The organism is Streptomyces luomodiensis (genome assembly GCF_031679605.1).
Taxonomy (GTDB): Bacteria; Actinomycetota; Actinomycetes; order Streptomycetales; family Streptomycetaceae; genus Streptomyces; species Streptomyces luomodiensis.
The window spans coordinates 1,548,882-1,569,637 of sequence record NZ_CP117522.1 but is presented as its reverse complement, the minus strand read 5'-3'; the positions used below and the strand labels follow the sequence as shown (position 1 = coordinate 1,569,637).

The 20,756-nt window shown below is 67.5% G+C and carries 14 protein-coding genes and 3 rRNA genes; 14 read left to right on the top strand and 3 right to left on the bottom strand.

Going from position 1 to position 20,756, the window contains the following annotated elements:
- Positions 1-2 precede the first annotated feature (2 nt).
- On the bottom strand, positions 3-1,322 hold the full coding sequence (locus PS467_RS06565) for an aminotransferase class I/II-fold pyridoxal phosphate-dependent enzyme (protein WP_311034415.1): 1,320 nt from the start codon (positions 1,320-1,322) through the stop codon (positions 3-5).
- Between the two features lie 47 nt (positions 1,323-1,369).
- Here PS467_RS06565 and PS467_RS06560 point away from each other — a divergent pair, with 47 nt between their 5' ends.
- Both PS467_RS06560 and PS467_RS06555 read left to right on the top strand, forming a co-directional pair.
- Positions 1,370-2,662, top strand: a complete 1,293-nt coding sequence (locus PS467_RS06560; RefSeq protein WP_311034414.1) for an MFS transporter — start codon at positions 1,370-1,372, stop codon at positions 2,660-2,662.
- A 23-nt stretch (positions 2,663-2,685) separates the two neighbouring features.
- On the top strand, positions 2,686-3,645 hold the full coding sequence (locus tag PS467_RS06555; RefSeq protein WP_311034413.1) for a DUF8829 domain-containing protein: 960 nt from the start codon (positions 2,686-2,688) through the stop codon (positions 3,643-3,645).
- Positions 3,646-3,728: 83 nt separating this feature from the next.
- On the opposite strand, the gene ptsP is transcribed toward PS467_RS06555, so the two are convergent.
- Positions 3,729-5,399: a phosphoenolpyruvate--protein phosphotransferase gene (gene ptsP, locus PS467_RS06550; protein ID WP_268970549.1), complete on the bottom strand. Its 1,671-nt coding sequence runs from the start codon at positions 5,397-5,399 to the stop codon at positions 3,729-3,731.
- Between the two features lie 107 nt (positions 5,400-5,506).
- The gene (locus PS467_RS06545) at positions 5,507-5,953 is read right to left on the bottom strand and encodes a PTS sugar transporter subunit IIA (RefSeq protein ID WP_311034412.1); all 447 of its coding nucleotides are present in this window, start codon (positions 5,951-5,953) and stop codon (positions 5,507-5,509) included.
- A 564-nt stretch (positions 5,954-6,517) separates the two neighbouring features.
- Between PS467_RS06545 and PS467_RS06540 the strand changes: the two genes are divergently transcribed.
- The 12 genes from PS467_RS06540 (at position 6,518) to PS467_RS06485 (ending at position 20,723) form a co-directional block, all read left to right on the top strand.
- A 16S ribosomal RNA gene (locus tag PS467_RS06540) occupies positions 6,518-8,044 on the top strand.
- Positions 8,045-8,331: 287 nt separating this feature from the next.
- Positions 8,332-11,451, top strand: a 23S ribosomal RNA gene (locus PS467_RS06535).
- Positions 11,452-11,523: 72 nt separating this feature from the next.
- Positions 11,524-11,640: ribosomal RNA gene (gene rrf / locus PS467_RS06530) — 5S ribosomal RNA — on the top strand.
- The 16S, 23S and 5S rRNA genes sit together here, the layout of an rRNA operon.
- 147 nt (positions 11,641-11,787) lie before the next feature.
- Positions 11,788-12,396 carry a cardiolipin synthase ClsA gene (gene clsA / locus PS467_RS06525; RefSeq protein ID WP_268970547.1) on the top strand — a complete coding sequence of 203 codons (609 nt, stop codon included), beginning with the start codon at positions 11,788-11,790 and terminating at the stop codon, positions 12,394-12,396.
- A gap of 112 nt (positions 12,397-12,508) precedes the next feature.
- Positions 12,509-15,004, top strand: coding sequence for a sugar phosphate nucleotidyltransferase (locus PS467_RS06520; RefSeq protein WP_311034411.1), 2,496 nt, complete (start codon positions 12,509-12,511; stop codon positions 15,002-15,004).
- A gap of 116 nt (positions 15,005-15,120) precedes the next feature.
- On the top strand, positions 15,121-16,047 hold the full coding sequence (locus PS467_RS06515) for a DUF881 domain-containing protein (protein WP_268970545.1): 927 nt from the start codon (positions 15,121-15,123) through the stop codon (positions 16,045-16,047).
- Positions 16,044-16,376, top strand: a complete 333-nt coding sequence (locus PS467_RS06510; protein ID WP_065966735.1) for a small basic family protein — start codon at positions 16,044-16,046, stop codon at positions 16,374-16,376. Before PS467_RS06515 ends, PS467_RS06510 begins: the two co-directional genes overlap by 4 nt.
- A 431-nt stretch (positions 16,377-16,807) precedes the next feature.
- Complete coding sequence (locus PS467_RS06505; RefSeq protein WP_432280720.1) at positions 16,808-17,671, top strand: DUF881 domain-containing protein; 864 nt, start codon at positions 16,808-16,810, stop codon at positions 17,669-17,671.
- A gap of 130 nt (positions 17,672-17,801) precedes the next feature.
- Positions 17,802-18,632: a double zinc ribbon and FHA domain-containing protein gene (locus PS467_RS06500; RefSeq protein ID WP_311034410.1), complete on the top strand. Its 831-nt coding sequence runs from the start codon at positions 17,802-17,804 to the stop codon at positions 18,630-18,632.
- Between the two features lie 18 nt (positions 18,633-18,650).
- On the top strand, positions 18,651-19,403 hold the full coding sequence (ftsR, locus tag PS467_RS06495) for a transcriptional regulator FtsR (RefSeq protein WP_311034409.1): 753 nt from the start codon (positions 18,651-18,653) through the stop codon (positions 19,401-19,403).
- 52 nt (positions 19,404-19,455) lie between these two features.
- On the top strand, positions 19,456-19,929 hold the full coding sequence (locus PS467_RS06490; RefSeq protein WP_014058684.1) for a bifunctional nuclease family protein: 474 nt from the start codon (positions 19,456-19,458) through the stop codon (positions 19,927-19,929).
- 167 nt (positions 19,930-20,096) lie between these two features.
- Positions 20,097-20,723 (top strand): MerR family transcriptional regulator, encoded by a 627-nt coding sequence (locus tag PS467_RS06485; protein WP_311034408.1) that lies wholly within the window; start codon positions 20,097-20,099, stop codon positions 20,721-20,723.
- Positions 20,724-20,756: the final 33 nt, after the last annotated feature.

Sequence of the window (20,756 nt, the reverse complement as noted above, 5' to 3'; positions counted from 1 at the left end):
GCCTACCCCCCATACGTCGCCTGCGCCTCCCCGAGCACCCCCGCCAGATCCTCCGCCAACGCCTCCGCGTCCCCCTCCGCCAGCGCCGCAGCCGTGATCCGCACCCCCGGCCCGGACGCCAGCCGGAACCTCGCCCCGGCCGCCACCCACCACCCGCGCGTCCGCAGCCCGTTGACCACCGCCGCCTCGTCCCGGACCGGTACCCACAGATTCATCCCGCTCGCCCCGTGCGCCGCGATCCCCCGGGCCGACAGCGCGGCCAGCAGGGCCGCACGCCGCCTGGCGTAGGCGGCCCGCGCCCCGGCGACCAGGGCCTGGGTCCGCGGATCGGTCATCAGCCGGGCGACCGTCTCCTGGAGCACATGGCTGACCCAGCCCGAGGTCAGCAGCATCCGGCCGTCATGGCGCGCCAGCGTCGTACGGTCGCAGGCGAGCGCCCCCCACCGCAGGTCCGTGCCCAGGTGCTTGGAGACCGTGCGCACCTGCGCCCAGCGGGCGAGGCCGCCCGTGGTGAGGCTGTGCAGCGGCACCCCGGCGATGTCCGCGGCGTGGTCGTCCTCGATCACCAGCACCTCGGGCACCTCGTCCAGCACCGCCAGCAGCGCCTCCCGGCGCCGCGCCGAGAACCAGCCGCCGTAAGGGTTCTGCCCGCGGGGGCTGTGGACCAGCGCACGGGCCCCGGACCGCAGCGCCGTCCGTAGCGCGTCCGGCCGGATGCCCTCGTCGTCCACGGCCACCGGCACACTGCGCAGCCCCAGCGCCGGGACGAGGTCGAGGAGATGGTGGTAGCCGGGGTCCTCCATCGCCACCGCGTCACCCGGCCGGAGCTCGACCGACAGCAGCCGGGCCACGCAGTCCAGCGCGCCGTGGGCGAAGGTGAGGTGCTCGGCCGGTACGCCGTCGCGCTCGTACCAGGCACGGGCCAGCTCCTCCAGACCGGCCAGCCGGGGCCGGGCGCGGTGCGACCGGACCCCGGGGGACAGCCGGGCGGCCGGCAGCAGCGCGGGGAGGAAGGCCGGATCGGGCTGACCGCTCGCCAGATCGCGCACCCCCTCCGGCACCGGCGGCGGGCGGCGCGAGGCGACCGCCGGCGTCGGGGCGACCACCGTGCCGCCCCGCCCGTGCGTCACCACGATCCCGCGCCGCCGCAGCTCCTTGTAGGCGGTCGCGACGGTGCCGGGGCTGATGCCCAGCCGCTCGGCCAGCCGACGCACCGGGGGCAGCGCGGTGCCGGGCGCCAACGCACCCTCCACCACGCCCTGTTCGACGGACGCGGCAATCCCCTTGGCCGACGCACCGTTGATCTCATATTGTGTCGCCACAGAAAACACTCTGTACCAATACAAAATTGCTGTCAAGGGGGACCAGGGTGGGCACGTCCGCACGGCGCACCGCACTCATCGAACGCATCCCCGGCGGCCGGGACGGCCGCCGCATGCTGATCGTCGGCTTCGTCGACCGGATCGGCTCGGGCCTGTGGGGCGCGACCGCCGCCCTCTACTTCACCTACGCCGCCGGACTCGGCACCGCCGAGATCGGCCTGCTGCTCGCCGTGTCCGGATGCGTGGGCATCGCCGGCCCGCCCCTCGGCGGCCTCCTCGCCGACCGCGTCCCGCTGCGCCCGCTCCTGATCACCGTGCAACTGGCGCGCGCCGCCGCCTCACTCGCCCTGCTCGCCACGACCGATCTCCGGCTGCTGCTCGCCATCGCCTCGGTGGGCAGCCTCGGCGACCGCGCGGCCTCGGTGCTGACCAAGTTGTACGCGACCCGCGTCGCGGGCCCCGACCGCGCCCGATACCAGGCCATCAACCGCACCGCCGTCAACATCGGCTGGGGCGTCGGCGGTCTGATCGCGGCCGCGGCGCTCACCGGCGGCACCGTCACCGTCTACCGCTGGCTCCTCATCGGCGACGCGCTCTCCTTCCTCGCCTCCGCGCTGCTCACCCTCGGCTGTGCCGAACCGCCCTCGGCCTCCCGCATCGCGGCCGAGCCCGCCCCGAGCCCCAGCGAACCCGCCCCCGCTGCCGAGAAGACCGCCGCCCCCAACCCCTGGCGCGACCGCCGCTATCTCGCCTACACCGCCAGCGAGGCCGTCCTGTTCCTCGACGATTCCGTCTTCAAGGTCGGCCTGCCCCTGTGGAGCGTGACCGCCACCAGCGCACCGCACCAGCTGGTCCCCCTGCTGCTCGTCCTCAACAACGTGCTCGTGGTCCTCTTCCAGGTCCCGTTCGCCCGCTTCGGAGCCACCCCGCACACCGCACGCACCTCGCTGTGGCCGCTGGCGGGCGCCTTCCTCCTCGGCGGGGCCGCGCTGGCCGTCTCGACGGCCGGCGCGCCCTGGCTCGCGGCCGTCACGCTGCTGCTGGCCGCGACCGCCTTCACCGTCGCGGAGATGCTGCACGCCACGATCTCCTGGGAGCTGTCCGTCGCCCTCGCCCCGCCCACCGCACAGGGCGCCTACCTCGGCGTGCACGGCCTGGCCCAGGCCGTGCAGCGCAGCGCGGGACCACTCGCGGTGACCGCGGCGATCGCGGCGGGCCCCCTCGGCTGGCTCGGCCTCGGCGCCGGGCTCGCCGCGATGTGCGGCGCCCAGCGCCACCTGGTACGGGACCGCGGTGACGGAGCGTTGTCAGTGGCCCCGGTTACGCTGAGTGAGCACTGAACATCCGCGCTGAGGGGGGAGTCATGGCGCACACCGGACACAGCGACCGGCACCGGAACCGGCCGGGCGGGCACCGGAGCAAGCACGGGAAGTCCAGCACCAGGAGGGAGAGCGGCACGAGAAGGCCGACCGCCCGGCGCGCGCTGCGCAGAGAGGTGCCCAGCACCGTGGCCCTGCTGGCCGACGAGCGGGACTTCACGGCCATGCGGCGCTATGCGTCGTTCGCCTTCGACGACCACGGAGCGTATCTGCGGCAGATGGAGGGGCTGCTGAAGGCGCTCGCGGCCCAGGGCGTCCACATCACCGTCGCCCTCTTCGACCCCGTCGCCTACGAGGAGTTCTGCGCGGACACCCGGCTCGACCCGGACACCCCCGCGAGCCGCACCCGCTATACGGCGGAGCTGGCCGCCGCAGGCGGCACCGTCACCTATGCGGGCCAGCCGATCGACCGCCTGGTCCCACGGCTCATCGGCGTCGCGGAGGAGCAGGCCACCTGGGAGTACGCCTCGGCGCTGCTCTCCCGCGCCGCCCACCGCGGGGACTGCCGGGACGACGACACCGCCCGTGCCGCGTTCGACCGCGCCGGGGCCGCGCTGCGCGCGGTCGTCGAGGCGGCCGGGCCCGGCGTCCACCACCTGGTGTGCAGCGTCCCGGCGGACGGCACCTCGCTGGTCGCCGTGCTCCACGCCGACGCCCGGGAAGCGGGCCCGCCGAAGCTCGCCGAGTCCTCGGCGCTGGTCTTCCGCACCGTCCTGGCCTGCGGTTTCGCCCTGCGCAGCCCCGGCGGCCTGGTGCTGCGCAGCATCGTGGCGGACACCCCTGAAGCGGTCCGCGGCTGGGCGCTGCACGACGGCTGGCTCCGCCCGCTGAGCGAGGCGGAGGTGTTCACCGCATACTGCACCGACGCGGAGACCGGCGAACCCATCCCCCCGGAGCACGGCGTCGCATACCGGGCGGGCATCCCGCTCAGCCGCCCGGAATGACCGAAGGCGTCCCGCCACGCGGCGGGACGCCTTCACCGACAGCTCACCGATGTGCACCGAGAGCCCATCGACAGCTCACCGGCTCATTCGCCGGACAGCACCGCCTGCGCCGCGCGGCGGGCGTCCTCGGCGGTGTCCGCCGCACGCGCCGCGGAGGCGGCCCGCTCGCACTGCGCGAGCGTGTGCTTGGCCAGCGTCGCGCGCACATACGGAATGGACGCGGCACCCATGGAGAGGCTGGTGACACCCAGACCGGTCAGCACACACGCCAGCAGCGGGTCGGAAGCGGCCTCACCACAGACCCCACAGCTCTTGCCCTCGGCCTGCGCGGCCTCCGCCGACGCCGCCACCAGGTCGAGCAGCGCGGGCTGCCACGGGTCCTGCAACCGCGAGACCGCACCCACCTGACGGTCGGCCGCGAAGGTGTACTGCGCCAGGTCGTTGGTGCCCAGCGACAGGAACTCGACCTCCTGAAGGATCGAGCGCGCCCGCAGCGCCGCGGACGGAATCTCCACCATCGCGCCGAACTTGGCCCGCAGCCCCGCCTCACGGCACGCGTCCGCGAACGCCTTGGCGTCCAGCCGGTCGGCCACCATCGGGGCCATGACCTCGAGATAGACCGGCAGCCCCTCGGACGCCTTGGCCAGCGCCGCGAGCTGCGTCCGCAGCACCTCGGGGTGGTCCAGCAGGGTCCGCAGACCGCGTACGCCCAGCGCCGGGTTGGGCTCATCGGCCGGGGTGAGGAAGTCCAGCGGCTTGTCCGCACCCGCGTCCAGGACCCGCACCACCACCCGGCCCTCGGGGAACGCCTCCAGCACCTGCCGGTACGCCGCGACCTGCTTCTCCTCCGACGGCGCCTTGGTGCTGTCGTCGAGGAAGAGGAACTCGGTCCGGAACAGCCCCACACCCTCGGCGCCCGCCTCGACCGCCGCCGGCACATCGGCCGGCCCGCCGACGTTCGCCAGCAGCGGCACCTTGTGCCCGTCCGACGTCGCACCCGGACCGGAGGAGGCGGCCAGCGCGGCCCGGCGCTCCTCGGCGGCCCGCGTCAGCTCGGCCCGCTTCTCCTCGCTCGGCGACACGAAGATCTCACCCGTGCTGCCGTCCACGGCGATCAGGGTTCCCTCGACCAGATCCCCGGCACCGGGCAACGCGACCACGGCCGGCACCCCCAGGGCACGGGCGAGGATCGCGCTGTGGCTCGTCGGCCCGCCCTCCTCGGTCACGAACCCCAGCACCAGCGTCGGGTCGAGCAGCGCGGTGTCGGCGGGTGCGAGATCCCGCGCGATCAGCACATAGGGCTCATCACTGTCCGGCACCCCCGGCATCGGCACGCCCAGCAGCCGCGCCACGATCCGGTTCCGCACATCGTCGAGGTCGGCCACCCGCCCCGCCAGATAGTCCCCGGCCCCGGCGAGCAGCGCGCGGTACGCGGCGAAGGCGTCGTACACCGCGCGCTCGGCGGTGCTGCCCACGGCGATACGCCGCTCGACATCGGCGATCAGCTCCGGGTCCTGCGCCATCATGGCCTGCGCCTCGAGCACGGCCTGGGCCTCACCGCCCGCCAGATTGCCGCGCGCGATCAGATCGGCCGCCACGGCCTCCACGGCCTGGCGCGCCCGCCCCTGCTCACGCGGCGCCTCATCGGCCGGAATCTGCTTCGCCGGCGGCTCCAGGACCGCCGTTCCCATATGGCGCACCTCGCCGATGGCCACCCCGTGGCTCACGCCGACGCCTCGCAGCGTTGTCTCCATGTCACCCGTCCCCGGTCGATACGGCGGAACCCCGCCATTGGTGGATGTCGTTCCTGCGGTGCGCCGCCCGCTCCGGTCCCCGCCGGTCACCGGGCGCAACGCCCGGCTCACCAGTTGAAGAGCGCGTCGCCCGGCTTCACATCGACGTCCTCCTTGACGTCGGTGAGGGAGTCGGCCGTGGCCTCGAGCGCCACGATCGGGCAGATCGGCGACTTGCCCGCGGCCACGGCGGTGGCCGGGTCCCAGCGCACGATCGCGTCGCCGCGCTGGACGGTGTCCCCCTTGTTGATGAGAACCTCGAAGCCCTCGCCGTTCAGCTGCACCGTGTCGATGCCGAGGTGGGTGAGCACGCCGTGCCCCTCCCCGTCCACGACCACGAACGCATGAGGGTGCAGGGAGACGACGACGCCGTCGACCGGAGCCACGGCGACAAAGGGCTCGAGCACCGGGTCGATCGCCGTACCCGGACCGACCATGGCGCCGGAGAACACCGGATCGGGAACCGCTTGGAGTCCGATCACGCGGCCGGCGACCGGCGAGGTCACGGTGGTCATGGGGAGCCTCCCGGGGTGAAGAATCATCACGCGCCGTCACCGCCTGTCCCGGACAGCGCACTGCCCAGAAGAGTAAGTCATAGGAACTACGGATTCCGTACGCGCGACGCAGGCCGGAGAGGACGCTGGGGCACGGAATCGATTTGCCACGGCGGCGCGGGGCGCTGTACTGTCGTGCCCCTGCCCACCGGATGAAGCACCGCGGTCAGCCGCGTGCACATCCAGGTTCAGGGCGGCGCCATCAGCTACTTGATCCAAATCTCGGATTGGCTTTCGCATGCCTTGCGAAAGACACCGGTTCGGAGAGCGGGAAAAGGTCTGATAGCGTGTGAAACACCGAAGGGAAGCGCTCGGAGAAACCGTTGAAAGGGTTTCGAAGGAAGCGTCCGTTCCTTGAGAACTCAACAGTGTGCCAAAAGTCAACGCCAGATATGTTGATAACCCCGTCCATCTCGGACGAGGTTCCTTTGAAAAAACACAGCGAGGACGCTGTGAACGGGACTGGATTATTCCTCCGGTTCTGTTCCGCTCTCGTGCAGTGTTTGCCGGGATATCCCGGAAGCATTCACGGAGAGTTTGATCCTGGCTCAGGACGAACGCTGGCGGCGTGCTTAACACATGCAAGTCGAACGATGAACCGGTTTCGGCCGGGGATTAGTGGCGAACGGGTGAGTAACACGTGGGCAATCTGCCCTGCACTCTGGGACAAGCCCTGGAAACGGGGTCTAATACCGGATATGACCGCTGACCGCATGGTCTGGTGGTGGAAAGCTCCGGCGGTGCAGGATGAGCCCGCGGCCTATCAGCTTGTTGGTGGGGTGATGGCCTACCAAGGCGACGACGGGTAGCCGGCCTGAGAGGGCGACCGGCCACACTGGGACTGAGACACGGCCCAGACTCCTACGGGAGGCAGCAGTGGGGAATATTGCACAATGGGCGCAAGCCTGATGCAGCGACGCCGCGTGAGGGATGACGGCCTTCGGGTTGTAAACCTCTTTCAGCAGGGAAGAAGCGCAAGTGACGGTACCTGCAGAAGAAGCGCCGGCTAACTACGTGCCAGCAGCCGCGGTAATACGTAGGGCGCAAGCGTTGTCCGGAATTATTGGGCGTAAAGAGCTCGTAGGCGGCTTGTCGCGTCGGATGTGAAAGCCCGGGGCTTAACTCCGGGTCTGCATTCGATACGGGCAGGCTAGAGTTCGGTAGGGGAGATCGGAATTCCTGGTGTAGCGGTGAAATGCGCAGATATCAGGAGGAACACCGGTGGCGAAGGCGGATCTCTGGGCCGATACTGACGCTGAGGAGCGAAAGCGTGGGGAGCGAACAGGATTAGATACCCTGGTAGTCCACGCCGTAAACGTTGGGAACTAGGTGTGGGCGACATTCCACGTTGTCCGTGCCGCAGCTAACGCATTAAGTTCCCCGCCTGGGGAGTACGGCCGCAAGGCTAAAACTCAAAGGAATTGACGGGGGCCCGCACAAGCGGCGGAGCATGTGGCTTAATTCGACGCAACGCGAAGAACCTTACCAAGGCTTGACATACATCGGAAACACTCAGAGATGGGTGCCCCCTTGTGGTCGGTGTACAGGTGGTGCATGGCTGTCGTCAGCTCGTGTCGTGAGATGTTGGGTTAAGTCCCGCAACGAGCGCAACCCTTGTTCTGTGTTGCCAGCATGCCTTTCGGGGTGATGGGGACTCACAGGAGACTGCCGGGGTCAACTCGGAGGAAGGTGGGGACGACGTCAAGTCATCATGCCCCTTATGTCTTGGGCTGCACACGTGCTACAATGGCCGGTACAATGAGCTGCGAAGCCGTGAGGTGGAGCGAATCTCAAAAAGCCGGTCTCAGTTCGGATTGGGGTCTGCAACTCGACCCCATGAAGTCGGAGTCGCTAGTAATCGCAGATCAGCATTGCTGCGGTGAATACGTTCCCGGGCCTTGTACACACCGCCCGTCACGTCACGAAAGTCGGTAACACCCGAAGCCGGTGGCCCAACCCTTGTGGGGGGAGCCGTCGAAGGTGGGACTGGCGATTGGGACGAAGTCGTAACAAGGTAGCCGTACCGGAAGGTGCGGCTGGATCACCTCCTTTCTAAGGAGCACATAGCCGACTGCGAGCGGATGTCTCGCACGGTTGCTCATGGGTGGAACGTTGACTATTCGGCACGGCCGTTGGCCTGGTGTCTTCAGTACTGCCTCTCCGGGGGCGTGGAACGGGATGATCGGGTGCGGTCGGGTCGGGCACGCTGTTGGGTGTCTGAGGGTACGGGCGAGAGGGTTTCGCTTGTTCCTTCGGCCGGTCCTGGTGACTGCACGTGAGTGTGGGTGACGGGGTACGGGTCGTTGTTTGAGAACTGCACAGTGGACGCGAGCATCTGTGGCCAAGTTTTTAAGGGCGCACGGTGGATGCCTTGGCACCAGGAACCGATGAAGGACGTGGGAGGCCGCGATAGGCCCCGGGGAGCTGTCAACCGAGCTGTGATCCGGGGGTGTCCGAATGGGGAAACCCGGCAGTCGTCATGGGCTGTCACCCATACCTGAACACATAGGGTATGTGGAGGGAACGCGGGGAAGTGAAACATCTCAGTACCCGCAGGAAGAGAAAACAACCGTGATTCCGGGAGTAGTGGCGAGCGAAACTGGATGAGGCTAAACCGTATGTGTGTGATACCCGGCAGGGGTTGCGCATGCGGGGTTGTGGGAGTGAGCTTCAGTCGTCTGCCGGCGGCTGGGTGAGTCAGAAACCATTGCGATAGGCGAAGGGCATGCGAAAGGCCCGGCGTAGAGGGTAAGACCCCCGTAGCTGAAATCGTGGTGGCTTGCTTGCTTGTTTCCCAAGTAGCACGGGGCCCGAGAAATCCCGTGTGAATCTGGCGGGACCACCCGCTAAGCCTAAATATTCCCTGGTGACCGATAGCGGATAGTACCGTGAGGGAATGGTGAAAAGTACCGCGGGAGCGGAGTGAAATAGTACCTGAAACCGTGTGCCTACAAGCCGTGGGAGCGTCGCCGTGTTCTTCGGAGCACGGTCGTGACTGCGTGCCTTTTGAAGAATGAGCCTGCGAGTTTGCGGTGTGTTGCGAGGTTAACCCGTGTGGGGGAGCCGTAGCGAAAGCGAGTCCGAAGAGGGCGTTTGAGTAGCACGCTCAAGACCCGAAGCGGAGTGATCTAGCCATGGGCAGGTTGAAGCGGAGGTAAGACTTCGTGGAGGACCGAACCCACCAGGGTTGAAAACCTGGGGGATGACCTGTGGTTAGGGGTGAAAGGCCAATCAAACTCCGTGATAGCTGGTTCTCCCCGAAATGCATTTAGGTGCAGCGTCGTGTGTTTCTTGCCGGAGGTAGAGCACTGGATAGGCGATGGGCCCTACCGGGTTACTGACCTTAGCCAAACTCCGAATGCCGGTAAGTGAGAGCGCGGCAGTGAGACTGTGGGGGATAAGCTCCATGGTCGAGAGGGAAACAGCCCAGAGCATCGACTAAGGCCCCTAAGCGTACGCTAAGTGGGAAAGGATGTGGAGTCGCAGAGACAACCAGGAGGTTGGCTTAGAAGCAGCCATCCTTGAAAGAGTGCGTAATAGCTCACTGGTCAAGTGATTCCGCGCCGACAATGTAGCGGGGCTCAAGCGTACCGCCGAAGTCGTGTCATTGCAGCGTAAGGCCTAACGGCTGTTGTGATGGGTAGGGGAGCGTCGTGTGCCGGGTGAAGCAGCCGTGTAAGCGAGTTGTGGATGGTTCACGAGTGAGAATGCAGGCATGAGTAGCGATTCACACGTGGGAAACGTGTGCGCCGATTGACTAAGGGTTCCTGGGTCAAGCTGATCTGCCCAGGGTAAGTCGGGACCTAAGGCGAGGCCGACAGGCGTAGTCGATGGACAACCGGTTGATATTCCGGTACCCGCTTTGAAGCGCCAACGCTGAACCAGGCGATGCTAAGTCCGTGAAGCCGCCCTGGATCCTTCGGGTGAAGGGGAGTGGTGGAGCCGACGGTCCAGACCTGTAGTAGGTGAGTGATGGGGTGACGCAGGAAGGTAGTCCAGCCCGGGCGGTGGTTGTCCCGGGGTAAGGGTGTAGCCCGAGGGGTAGGTAAATCCGTCTCTCATTATGGGTGAGACCTGATGCCGAGCCGATTGTGGTGAAGTGGATGATCCTATGCTGTCGAGAAAAGCCTCTAGCGAGTTTCATGGCGGCCCGTACCCTAAACCGACTCAGGTGGTCAGGTAGAGAATACCGAGGCGTTCGGGTGAACTATGGTTAAGGAACTCGGCAAAATGCCCCCGTAACTTCGGGAGAAGGGGGGCCATTGCTGGTGATGAGTTTTGCACTCGGAGCTGGTGGTGGCCGCAGAGACCAGCGAGAAGCGACTGTTTACTAAAAACACAGGTCCGTGCGAAGCCGTAAGGCGATGTATACGGACTGACGCCTGCCCGGTGCTGGAACGTTAAGGGGACCGGTTAGTGGGGTTTCGACTCCGCGAAGCTGAGAACTTAAGCGCCAGTAAACGGCGGTGGTAACTATAACCATCCTAAGGTAGCGAAATTCCTTGTCGGGTAAGTTCCGACCTGCACGAATGGCGTAACGACTTCTCGACTGTCTCAACCATAGGCCCGGTGAAATTGCACTACGAGTAAAGATGCTCGTTTCGCGCAGCAGGACGGAAAGACCCCGGGACCTTTACTACAGCTTGATATTGGTGTTCGGTTCGGCTTGTGTAGGATAGGTGGGAGACTGTGAAGCCGCAACGCCAGTTGTGGTGGAGTCGTTGTTGAAATACCACTCTGGTCGTGCTGGATGTCTAACCTGGGTCCGTGATCCGGATCAGGGACAGTGTCTGGTGGGTAGTTTAACTGGGGCGGTTGCCTCCTAAAGGGTAACGGAGGCGCCCAAAGGTTCCCTCAGCCTGGTTGGCAATCAGGTGTTGAGTGTAAGTGCACAAGGGAGCTTGACTGTGAGACCGACGGGTCGAGCAGGGACGAAAGTCGGGACTAGTGATCCGGCGGTGGCTTGTGGAAGCGCCGTCGCTCAACGGATAAAAGGTACCCCGGGGATAACAGGCTGATCTTCCCCAAGAGTCCATATCGACGGGATGGTTTGGCACCTCGATGTCGGCTCGTCGCATCCTGGGGCTGGAGTCGGTCCCAAGGGTTGGGCTGTTCGCCCATTAAAGCGGTACGCGAGCTGGGTTTAGAACGTCGTGAGACAGTTCGGTCCCTATCCGCTGTGCGCGTAGGAGTCTTGAGAAGGGCTGTCCCTAGTACGAGAGGACCGGGACGGACGAACCTCTGGTGTGCCAGTTGTTCTGCCAAGGGCATGGCTGGTTGGCTACGTTCGGGAGGGATAACCGCTGAAAGCATCTAAGCGGGAAGCCTGCTTCGAGATGAGGGCTCCCACCTCCTTGAGGGGTTAAGGCTCCCAGTAGACGACTGGGTTGATAGGCCAGATATGGAAGCCGGGTGACCGGTGGAGTTGACTGGTACTAATAGGCCGAGGGCTTGTCCTCAGTTGCTCGCGTCCACTGTGTTGGTTCTGAAGTAATGAACCGTGTTGTTTCCGGTTGTTATCTTCATAGTGTTTCGGTGGTCATAGCGTTAGGGAAACGCCCGGTTACATTCCGAACCCGGAAGCTAAGCCTTTCAGCGCCGATGGTACTGCAGGGGGGACCCTGTGGGAGAGTAGGACGCCGCCGAACAATTCTTGAAAAGACCCCGATGGGAAATCAATTTCCCATCGGGGTCTTTTTCGTGTCCTGCCCGGTACGCCCCGGTGCGGGGCCCATGTGGCCCTACCGGTAGAGTCATGGGGCATCATCGGCCTGTTTCTCACGGGAGGCTCCCGGGTGGAGGTACAGGAGACACGGGTCCAGACGGATCGTGTGCTCACCATCCCGAACATCCTCAGCGCTGCGCGCCTCGTCGGTGTGCCGCTTTTCCTATGGCTGATCCTTCGGCCCGAGTTCGGCGGGCCCAACAGCGACGGCTGGGCGCTGCTGGTACTGGCGCTCAGCGGGGTCAGCGACTATCTCGACGGGAAGCTGGCCCGGCGCTGGAACCAGATCAGCAGTCTTGGCCGGCTTCTGGACCCGGCGGCCGACCGCCTCTACATTTTGTCGACTCTCGTCGGTCTCACCTGGCGCGAGATCCTGCCCCTCTGGCTGACCGCGGTCCTTCTCGCGCGCGAGCTGGTGCTGCTTGTGATGGTGGGCATCCTCCGGCGGCACGGCTATCCACCGCCCCAGGTGAACTTCCTCGGCAAGGCGGCCACCTTCAACCTGATGTACGCCTTCCCCTTGCTCCTTCTGAGTGAGGGAAGTGGCCTGCTTCACACGACCGCCGCGATTTTCGGATGGGCGTTCGCCGGATGGGGTACAACACTCTATTGGTGGGCAGGAGTCCTCTACGTGGTTCAGGTCCGCCGACTCGTCAGGGCGGACACCGCGGCCGACTGAGCTCGCCGAAGCGGCGTTATAGAGGCCGGGGCCCGTAGCGCGGTAGCTGTAAGGGCCATCGGGCGTGCGCGGTCGGCATGACCGTCGTCTCTTCAAGGAGGACGCTTCCGACATGAAGGCCGTCGTGATGGCAGGGGGCGAGGGAACTCGTCTGCGCCCGATGACCTCGACCATGCCCAAACCGCTGCTGCCCGTGGCCAACCGGCCGATCATGGAGCATGTGCTGCGGCTGCTGAAGCGGCATGGTCTCAGCGAGACCGTGGTGACTGTTCAGTTCCTCGCGTCCCTGGTCAAGAACTACTTCGGTGACGGCGAGGAGCTCGGCATGGAGCTCACGTACGCCAACGAGGAGAAGCCACTCGGCACCGCCGGCAGCGTCAAGAACGCGGAAGAGGCACTCAAGGACGACACCTTCCTGGTGATCTCGGGCGATGCCCTGACGGATTTCGACCTCACGGATCTGATCAATTTCCATAAGGAAAAGGGTGCCCTTGTCACCGTCTGTCTGACGCGCGTCCCCAATCCCCTCGAGTTCGGTATCACCATCGTCGACGAGGCCGGAAAGGTCGAGCGCTTCCTGGAGAAGCCCACCTGGGGTCAGGTCTTCTCCGATACGGTCAACACCGGCATCTACGTCATGGAGCCGGAGGTGTTCGACTATGTCGAGGCAGATGTTCCGGTCGACTGGTCCGGAGATGTCTTCCCCCAGCTGATGAAGGAAGGCAAGCCCATCTTCGGTTATGTCGCCGAGGGCTACTGGGAGGACGTCGGCACCCATGAGAGCTATGTGAAGGCCCAGGCGGACGTCCTCGAGGGCAAGGTCGACGTCGAACTCGACGGCTTCGAGATCTCGCCCGGCGTATGGGTCGCCGAAGGGGCGGACGTGGACTCGGAGGCCGTGCTCCGCGGTCCGCTCTACATCGGCGACTACGCCAAGGTCGAGGCCGGTGCCGAGATCCGTGAGCACACCGTCGTCGGCTCCAATGTCGTCGTGAAGAGCGGAGCCTTCCTGCACAAGGCGGTCGTGCACGACAACGTGTACGTCGGCCAGCAGAGCAATCTGCGCGGCTGCGTCATCGGCAAGAACACCGACATCATGCGCGCCGCCCGGATCGAGGACGGTGCGGTCATCGGCGATGAGTGCCTGATCGGTGAGGAATCGATCGTCCAGGGCAATGTCCGGGTCTATCCGTTCAAGACCATCGAGGCGGGCGCGTTCGTCAATACCTCGGTGATCTGGGAGTCCCGGGGGCAGGCGCATCTGTTCGGCGCCCGCGGTGTCTCCGGCATCCTCAACGTCGAGATCACCCCGGAGCTCGCGGTGCGGCTCGCGGGGGCGTATGCGACGACCCTCAAGAAGGGTTCCACGGTCACCACGGCGCGTGACCACTCCAGGGGCGCGCGGGCGCTCAAACGGGCCATGATCTCCGCCCTGCAGACCAGCGCCATCGACGTACGCGATCTGGAGAACGTACCGCTGCCGGTGGCCCGGCAGCAGACCGCGCGCGGCAGCGCCGGCGGCTTCATGATCCGGACCTCGCCCGGGGTGCCCGACTCGGTGGACATCATGTTCTTCGACGAGCGGGGCGCCGATCTGTCCGCGGCCCGCCAGCGGAAGCTGGACCGGGTGTACGCGCGCCAGGAGTACCGGCGGGCCTTCCCGGGCGAGATCGGTGACCTCAGCTTCCCGTCGAGCGTCTTCGACTCGTACACGGGCTCGCTGCTGCGCGCCGTGGACATCAGCGGTATCGCCGAGTCCGGCCTCAAGGTCGTCGTGGACGCCGCCAACGGAAGCGCCGGGCTGGTGCTCCCGAGCCTGCTGGGCCGGCTCGGGGTGGACGCGCTGACGATCAACCCCGGGCTGGACGAATCGCGGCCGACCGAGACCGCCGACGCCCGGCGGTCGGGGCTGGCCCGGCTCGGCGAGATCGTCGCCTCGGCGCGTGCGGCCTTCGGGGTGCGGTTCGACCCGGTCGGTGAGCGGTTCTCGCTCGTCGACGAGCGGGGCCGCATCGTGGAGGACGACCGGGCGCTGCTGGTGATGCTCGACCTGGTGGCCGCGGAGCGGCGCAGCGGACGGGTGGCGCTACCGGTGACCACCACCCGTATCGCCGAGCAGGTCGCGGCGTACCACGGCACACAGGTGGAGTGGACGACCACCGCGGCGGACGATCTGACCCGGGTCGCCCGGTCGGAGTCCACCGTCTTCGGCGGTGACGGGCGCGGCGGGTTCATCATCCCCGAGTTCAGCAGCGTCTTCGACGGTACGGCCGCCTTCGTCCGGCTGATCGGGCTGGTGGCGCGCACTCAGCTGACGCTGAGTCAGATCGATGCGCGCATTCCGCGGGCGCATGTCCAGCGACGCGATCTGGCCACCCCGTGGGCGGTCAAGGGTCTGGTCATGCGGCATGTGGTGGAGGCCGCGGGCGACCGCGACGTGGACACCACCGACGGGGTGCGGGTCGTGGAGACCGACGGGCGGTGGGTCATGGTGCTGCCCGACCCGGCCGAGGCCGTCACCCACCTGTGGGCGGAGGGCCCGGACGACGCGTCCGCGCAGGCTCTGCTGGACGAGTGGTCGACCGTCGTGGACAGCGCGGGGCGCTGACGCCGCGGACGTTCGCGCACGTCTGAGCGCGTCGGGGCGCCGTCCCCCGCCCCCGGATTCGGCACGCCGGAGGGGCCATTGGGTGGCGGCGGCCCCGACGTGCGACGATGTGCGGCATGTCGCAGCAGCCCCCCGTTCGGAGCACAGCCTCGCCGCGCCCGCGCCCGCGTCTCGACGCGTCCATGTCGCTGCTGACCAATGTGATGGACCACAGCCTCGACGACGGTTACGCGGAGGCCGCCGCGCGGCGCGGGGAGACCGGGCGCTCGGGGCTGCCGCGCACCGTGCGGGCCAAACTGGGGCTGGCGCTCGGTCTCGTCCTGGTCGCGGTCGTCATCACCATCGGTGCCGCCGAAGCCCGGATATCGGCGCCGACGCTGGCCAAGGAGCGGGAAGAACTGATCGACCGCATCGAGACGGGGAACTCGAACGCGGACAAGCTCGCCAAGAGCGTGGACAAGCTCCGCGGCGAGGTCGGGGAGAAGCAGCGGCAGGCACTGGAGAAGGACGGCGGGGCCAAGGCCGATCTGGTGGCACTGCTCTCGGGGGCCGACGAGGTGACGGGGCCCGGGGTGAAGCTGGTGGTCAACGACGCCAAGGAGGCGACCAGCAGCGGCGGGGGGCCACGGGGGAGCGCCGACTTCTCCGACACCGGGCGGGTGCGCGACCACGATATGCAGCGCGTCGTCAACGGTCTGTGGGAGTCGGGCGCGGAGGCCATCTCGATCAACGGGCAGCGGCTGACGGCACTCTCGGCGATCAGGGCCGCGGGAGACGCCATACTGGTCGACAACAAGCCGCTGGCACCGCCGTATACGGTGCTCGCGGTGGGGGACGGGCAGCGGCTGAGCACCGCTTTCCAGGACAGTGCGGACGGACAGTACCTGCATGTGCTGCAGCAGAACTATGACATCCGCACGAGCATCTCCGCCCAGGACTCGCTCCGGCTTCCGGCCGCGCCGAGTCTGATCGTACGTACCGCGGAACCGATAGCCGGTGGCTCCGGCAAGGGTGACGCCGACACAGGGAAGGGCACATCGTGATCGCCGTATTGGGGCTCGTCGTGGGAGTCGTGGTGGGACTTGTGGTCCGACCCGTGGTGCCGACGGTGGTCGAGCCCTATCTGCCGATCGCCGTCGTGGCGGCACTCGACGCGGTCTTCGGCGGCTTCCGGGCGATGCTGGACGGAATCTTCGACGACAAGGTCTTCGTCGTATCGTTCCTGTCCAATGTGGTGGTGGCCGCACTGATCGTCTTCCTCGGTGACAAGCTCGGCGTCGGTGCCCAGCTGTCGACGGGAGTCGTGGTCGTGCTCGGTATCCGGATCTTCTCCAACGCGGCCGCGATCCGCCGCCATGTGTTCCGGGCGTGAGGCCGATGACGACTGACGACACCCCGGAGAAGCCCGGACGTCCCGAGAAACCGCAGGCCGAGAGACCGCAGACCGAGACGGCGCGGGCCGAGGCGGCACAGGCCGAGACGGCGCAGGCTGGGAAGCCGCGGTCGGCCGAAAACCGACCGCAGGCCGAGAGGACGCGGCAGCCGGCCGAAACGCCGCGACGGGCCGAGAAGGCCGAAAAGACCGAAAAGCCGGGAAACGCCGAAAAGGCCGGAGAGGCCGGGGAGTCCCAGCGGACGTCCGGACAGCCGCGACGGCCGGAGACGTCCGGGCGCGGCGCACCGCGGAAACCCGGCAGGCCCGCCGCCCCCGGCCCCGGCGGCCTCAAGGACCTCGCCCTCAGGACGCCCCTGCCCAAGGCCGTGCTGCCCGAGGCCCTGCCGCCCCAGGCCCAGGGCCGGCGCATCACGGCGGGCGCGCCCACGGCCACCGGGCCGCAGGGTCCCCGGGGGACGGGCGCCGGGTCCGCCGAGGAGCCCAGGAGGGGGCCCGGAGAGCCCGCGGGGCCCGCTCCCGGCCCCGAGGCCGACCAGGGGCCGCAGGAGGCCCTCACCGGCCGCCAGCGGCTGATGAAGGGCGTGTGGCCGCCGCGGCTGACCCGCGCGCAGCTGATCGTCGCCCTGCTGCTCTTCGGCCTCGGTCTGGGCCTCGCCATCCAGGTGCGCTCGACCAACGAGAACAGCGTGCTGCGCGGCGCCCGCCAGGAGGACCTGGTCCGCATCCTCGACGAGCTGGACTCCCGCACCCAGCGGCTCCAGGACGAGAAGCGCCGTCTGGAGAACCAGCGGACCGAGCTGGAGAACAGCTCGGACCAGGCCGAGGAGGCCCGCAAACAGACGCTCCAGAAGGAACAGCAGCTGGGCGTGCTCGCCGGTACGGTGGCCGCACAGGGTCCCGGCATCACGATCACCATCGACGACCCCTCGGGCTCCGTGGAGTCGGACATGCTGCTCGATACGGTCCAGGAACTGCGCGCGGCCGGCGCCGAGGCGATCCAGATCGGCGATGTGCGGGTGGTCGCCGGCACCTACTTCTCGGACAGCGGAGGTGCGGTGCGGGTCGATGGACGGAAAGTGACGCAACCGTACGTTGTGAAGGTGATCGGCAAGCCGGAAGATCTGGAGCCGGCGCTGAACATTCCCGGTGGGGTGGTGCAGAGCCTGGAGAAGGAGCAGGCCACTGTGTCCGTGCAGCGGGAGAAGAAGATCGTTGTGGATGCCTTGCGATCGGCGAAGCGGCCTGACTACGCTCGGTCGTCATCACGGTGAGGCGGTTCGAAATGAGGGTCTCTCGGGGAGACCATGTGGACGCGGGGGGTCAACGCACCAGAAGATCCGCGCGTGGTGGAAACTGTCTGGTGGTCACGGACGTTGTGAGGATGTCCGGGCCGTCTGGTGTGTGCATCGAGGGTTTGTCCTGCCCCACGGGCGGGTCTGTTTCAGTCAAGGGGAATCGCCCGTGAAGTTGTTCGGGAAGTTGTTCGGCAAGAGTGCCCGCCAGGACGGCGGCAGCAGCACCGCTCGCCACCGCGCCTCGCGTGCCGCGGAGGAGAGCGGAGGGGGAACCGGGGAGCGCCCGCTGTTCCGGGACCAGGTCGGCGCGCAGGGCGCGCCGTCGGTTGACCCCTCCGCGGCCGGCCCCATAGGTTTCCAGGAGCCATCGGCCGCTCACAGTGGTGGAGGGTTCGGCTTGCCGGTATGTCAGCGGTGCGGCCACCGGAACGCGGAGGCCAGCCGGTTCTGTTCCAACTGCGGCGCCCCGCTGCGGGGCGGCGCGGCCTCCGAGCGTGCCTCGGAGACCACCTCCACCATTTCGATCTCGGGTCTCGAGGCGTACGACTCCGAGGTGACCGGGCAGACGCCGCTGCCGTCGCTCAGTCCGGAGGCGCAGGCCGCCGTCGAGGCGCTGCCGATGGGATCGGCGCTGCTGGTGGTCCGCCGCGGACCGAACTCGGGCAGCCGCTTCCTGCTGGACAGTGATGTCACCACGGCGGGCCGCCACCCGCAGAGCGACATCTTCCTGGACGATGTGACGGTCTCCCGCCGCCATGTGGAGTTCCGGCGCGGCCAGGACGGCGGCTTCACCGTCGCGGACGTCGGCAGCCTCAACGGCACGTACCTCAACCGGGAGCAGATCGACGCGCCGGTGGTCCTGGCCAGCGGCGACGAGGTGCAGATCGGTAAGTACCGGCTGGTCTTCTACCCGAGCCAGCGGGGCGTCGGCATCTGACCCGTACAGGGGAGGTCCATGCTTCAGACACCGTCGGGCGGTGCCGAGACCGGCACCGCCACCACGGGCAGCCGGTCGATGAGCATCGGCACCGTGCTGAATCTGTTGCGGGACGAGTTCCCCGAGGTCACCATCTCCAAGATCCGCTTCTTGGAGTCGGAGGGTCTGGTGGAGCCGCGGCGCACGCCGTCCGGCTACCGCAAGTTCAGCCGCCAGGACGTGGCGCGGCTCGGCCATATCCTCCGGATGCAGCGTGACCACTACCTGCCGCTCAAGGTCATCCGGGAGCATCTGGACGCCCTGGAGCGGGGTGAACCGTTGCAGCTTCCTGCCGTTTCGCAGGGGGCGCGGCAACCCGGACCGCTCGACAGCGGCGCCGGGACCGCCCCGGACGGCCCCACGGCCGCCCGGGTGGGCCGTGCCGAGCTGCTGGCAACGGCCCAGGTCAGCGAGGCGGAGCTGGCCGAATGGGAGTCGTACGGGCTGCTCGTGGCGACCGCGGACGGCGGGTACGACATCGAGGCGGTGACTGTCGCCCGGCTCATCGCCGAGCTCGGTCGTTTCGGCCTGGAACCACGTCACCTGAGAATCATGAAAGCTTCCGCCGAGCGCGAGGCCGGAATGGTCGAGCAGGTGGTCGCCCCGCTGCGGTTGCATAGAAACCCGCAGACCAGAGCGCATGCGGAGGCCAGTGCGCGAGAGCTCGCCACGCTCTCCGTACGGCTGCACGAGGCACTGGTGCGGTCGGCTTTGGGGGCCCAGGAGCGATGACCGACCGGGCCCCGACTATCCAAACCGGCCGGGCACGTCCTAGGGTTGCTGTGTGAACGAGCTCGACGTCGTGGGTGTCCGGGTGGAAATGCCCTCCAACCAACCGATCGTGCTCCTGCGTGAAGTGGGAGGCGACCGCTACCTCCCCATCTGGATCGGACCAGGTGAGGCGACCGCGATCGCCTTCGCTCAGCAGGGCATGGCTCCGGCGCGCCCGCTGACCCATGACCTTTTCAAAGACGTACTCGAAGCAGTCGGACAGCAGCTCACGGAGGTCCGCATCACGGATCTGCGGGAGGGCGTCTTCTACGCGGAGCTGGTGTTCGCCAGCGGTGTGGAGGTCAGCGCCCGGCCGTCCGACGCCATAGCGCTCGCGCTGCGCACCGGAACACCGATCTACGGCAGCGACGGCGTGCTGGACGACGCCGGTATCGCGATCCCGGACGAGCAGGAGGACGAGGTGGAGAAGTTCCGCGAGTTCCTCGACCAGATCTCGCCCGAGGACTTCGGAACCAGCAGCCAGTGAGCGGTCTGCCGGTCCTCGCTCGCGCATTCGAGTAGCCTTTCCCGGACGAGGGACACGGGAAACCACCCTTAGGGTGATTATCACTCGGCGTGCCGAGTGTGGCGATCGTTGACGCACCCCGGGTGACTGCCTACCTTCAAGATGGCAGGTCGAGGACGGAGGTCGGCGTGAGAAGCACCGGCGACGGCACGGCGGCCGGAGGTCCGTACGCGCTCCAGGGGAGCGCATCGGCCGATCCGGCACGGAAGGCTCGGGTCGCGGCACAGGCCGCACCGCCGCGTGAGCCCGCCGCGGGGGGGACGGAGCGGATCGGATACCGCGGCCCCACCGCATGCGCGGCCGCGGGCATCACCTACCGCCAGCTGGACTACTGGGCCCGCACCGGGCTGGTCGAGCCGAGCGTGCGCCCCGCCTATGGCTCGGGCAGCCAGCGGCTCTACAGCTTCCGGGACGTGGTCGTCCTCAAGATCGTGAAGCGTCTGCTGGACACCGGCGTGTCGCTGCAGAACATCCGGGCGGCGGTGGCGCACCTGCGCGCCCGGGAGCTCGACGACCTGGCCCAGATGACGCTGATGAGCGACGGCGCGACCGTCTATGAGTGCACCTCCCCGGATGAGGTCGTGGACCTCCTCCAGGGCGGCCAGGGCGTCTTCGGGATCGCCGTGGGCGTCGTCTGGCGGGATGTGGAGAGCGCGCTGTCCCAGCTGCACGGCGAGCGGGTGGACACCGGAGAGACGCTGATCCGGCCCAACCCCGCCGACGAGCTCGCGGCGCGCCGCAACCGGGTCGGCTGAGGCCCGGTTTTCGAGGTTCGGTTTTTCGAGGTT

What these genes read in the sequence shown, in the direction of transcription:
- PS467_RS06555 (WP_311034413.1), top strand. Translation starts at nt 2,686, where the DNA reads ATGGCGCACACCGGACACAGCGACCGGCACCGGAACCGGCCGGGCGGG.
- ptsP (WP_268970549.1), bottom strand. Translation starts at nt 5,399, where the DNA reads ATGGAGACAACGCTGCGAGGCGTCGGCGTGAGCCACGGGGTGGCCATC.
- PS467_RS06545 (WP_311034412.1), bottom strand. Translation starts at nt 5,953, where the DNA reads ATGACCACCGTGACCTCGCCGGTCGCCGGCCGCGTGATCGGACTCCAA.
- PS467_RS06520 (WP_311034411.1), top strand. Translation starts at nt 12,509, where the DNA reads ATGAAGGCCGTCGTGATGGCAGGGGGCGAGGGAACTCGTCTGCGCCCG.
- PS467_RS06515 (WP_268970545.1), top strand. Translation starts at nt 15,121, where the DNA reads ATGTCGCAGCAGCCCCCCGTTCGGAGCACAGCCTCGCCGCGCCCGCGC.
- ftsR (WP_311034409.1), top strand. Translation starts at nt 18,651, where the DNA reads ATGCTTCAGACACCGTCGGGCGGTGCCGAGACCGGCACCGCCACCACG.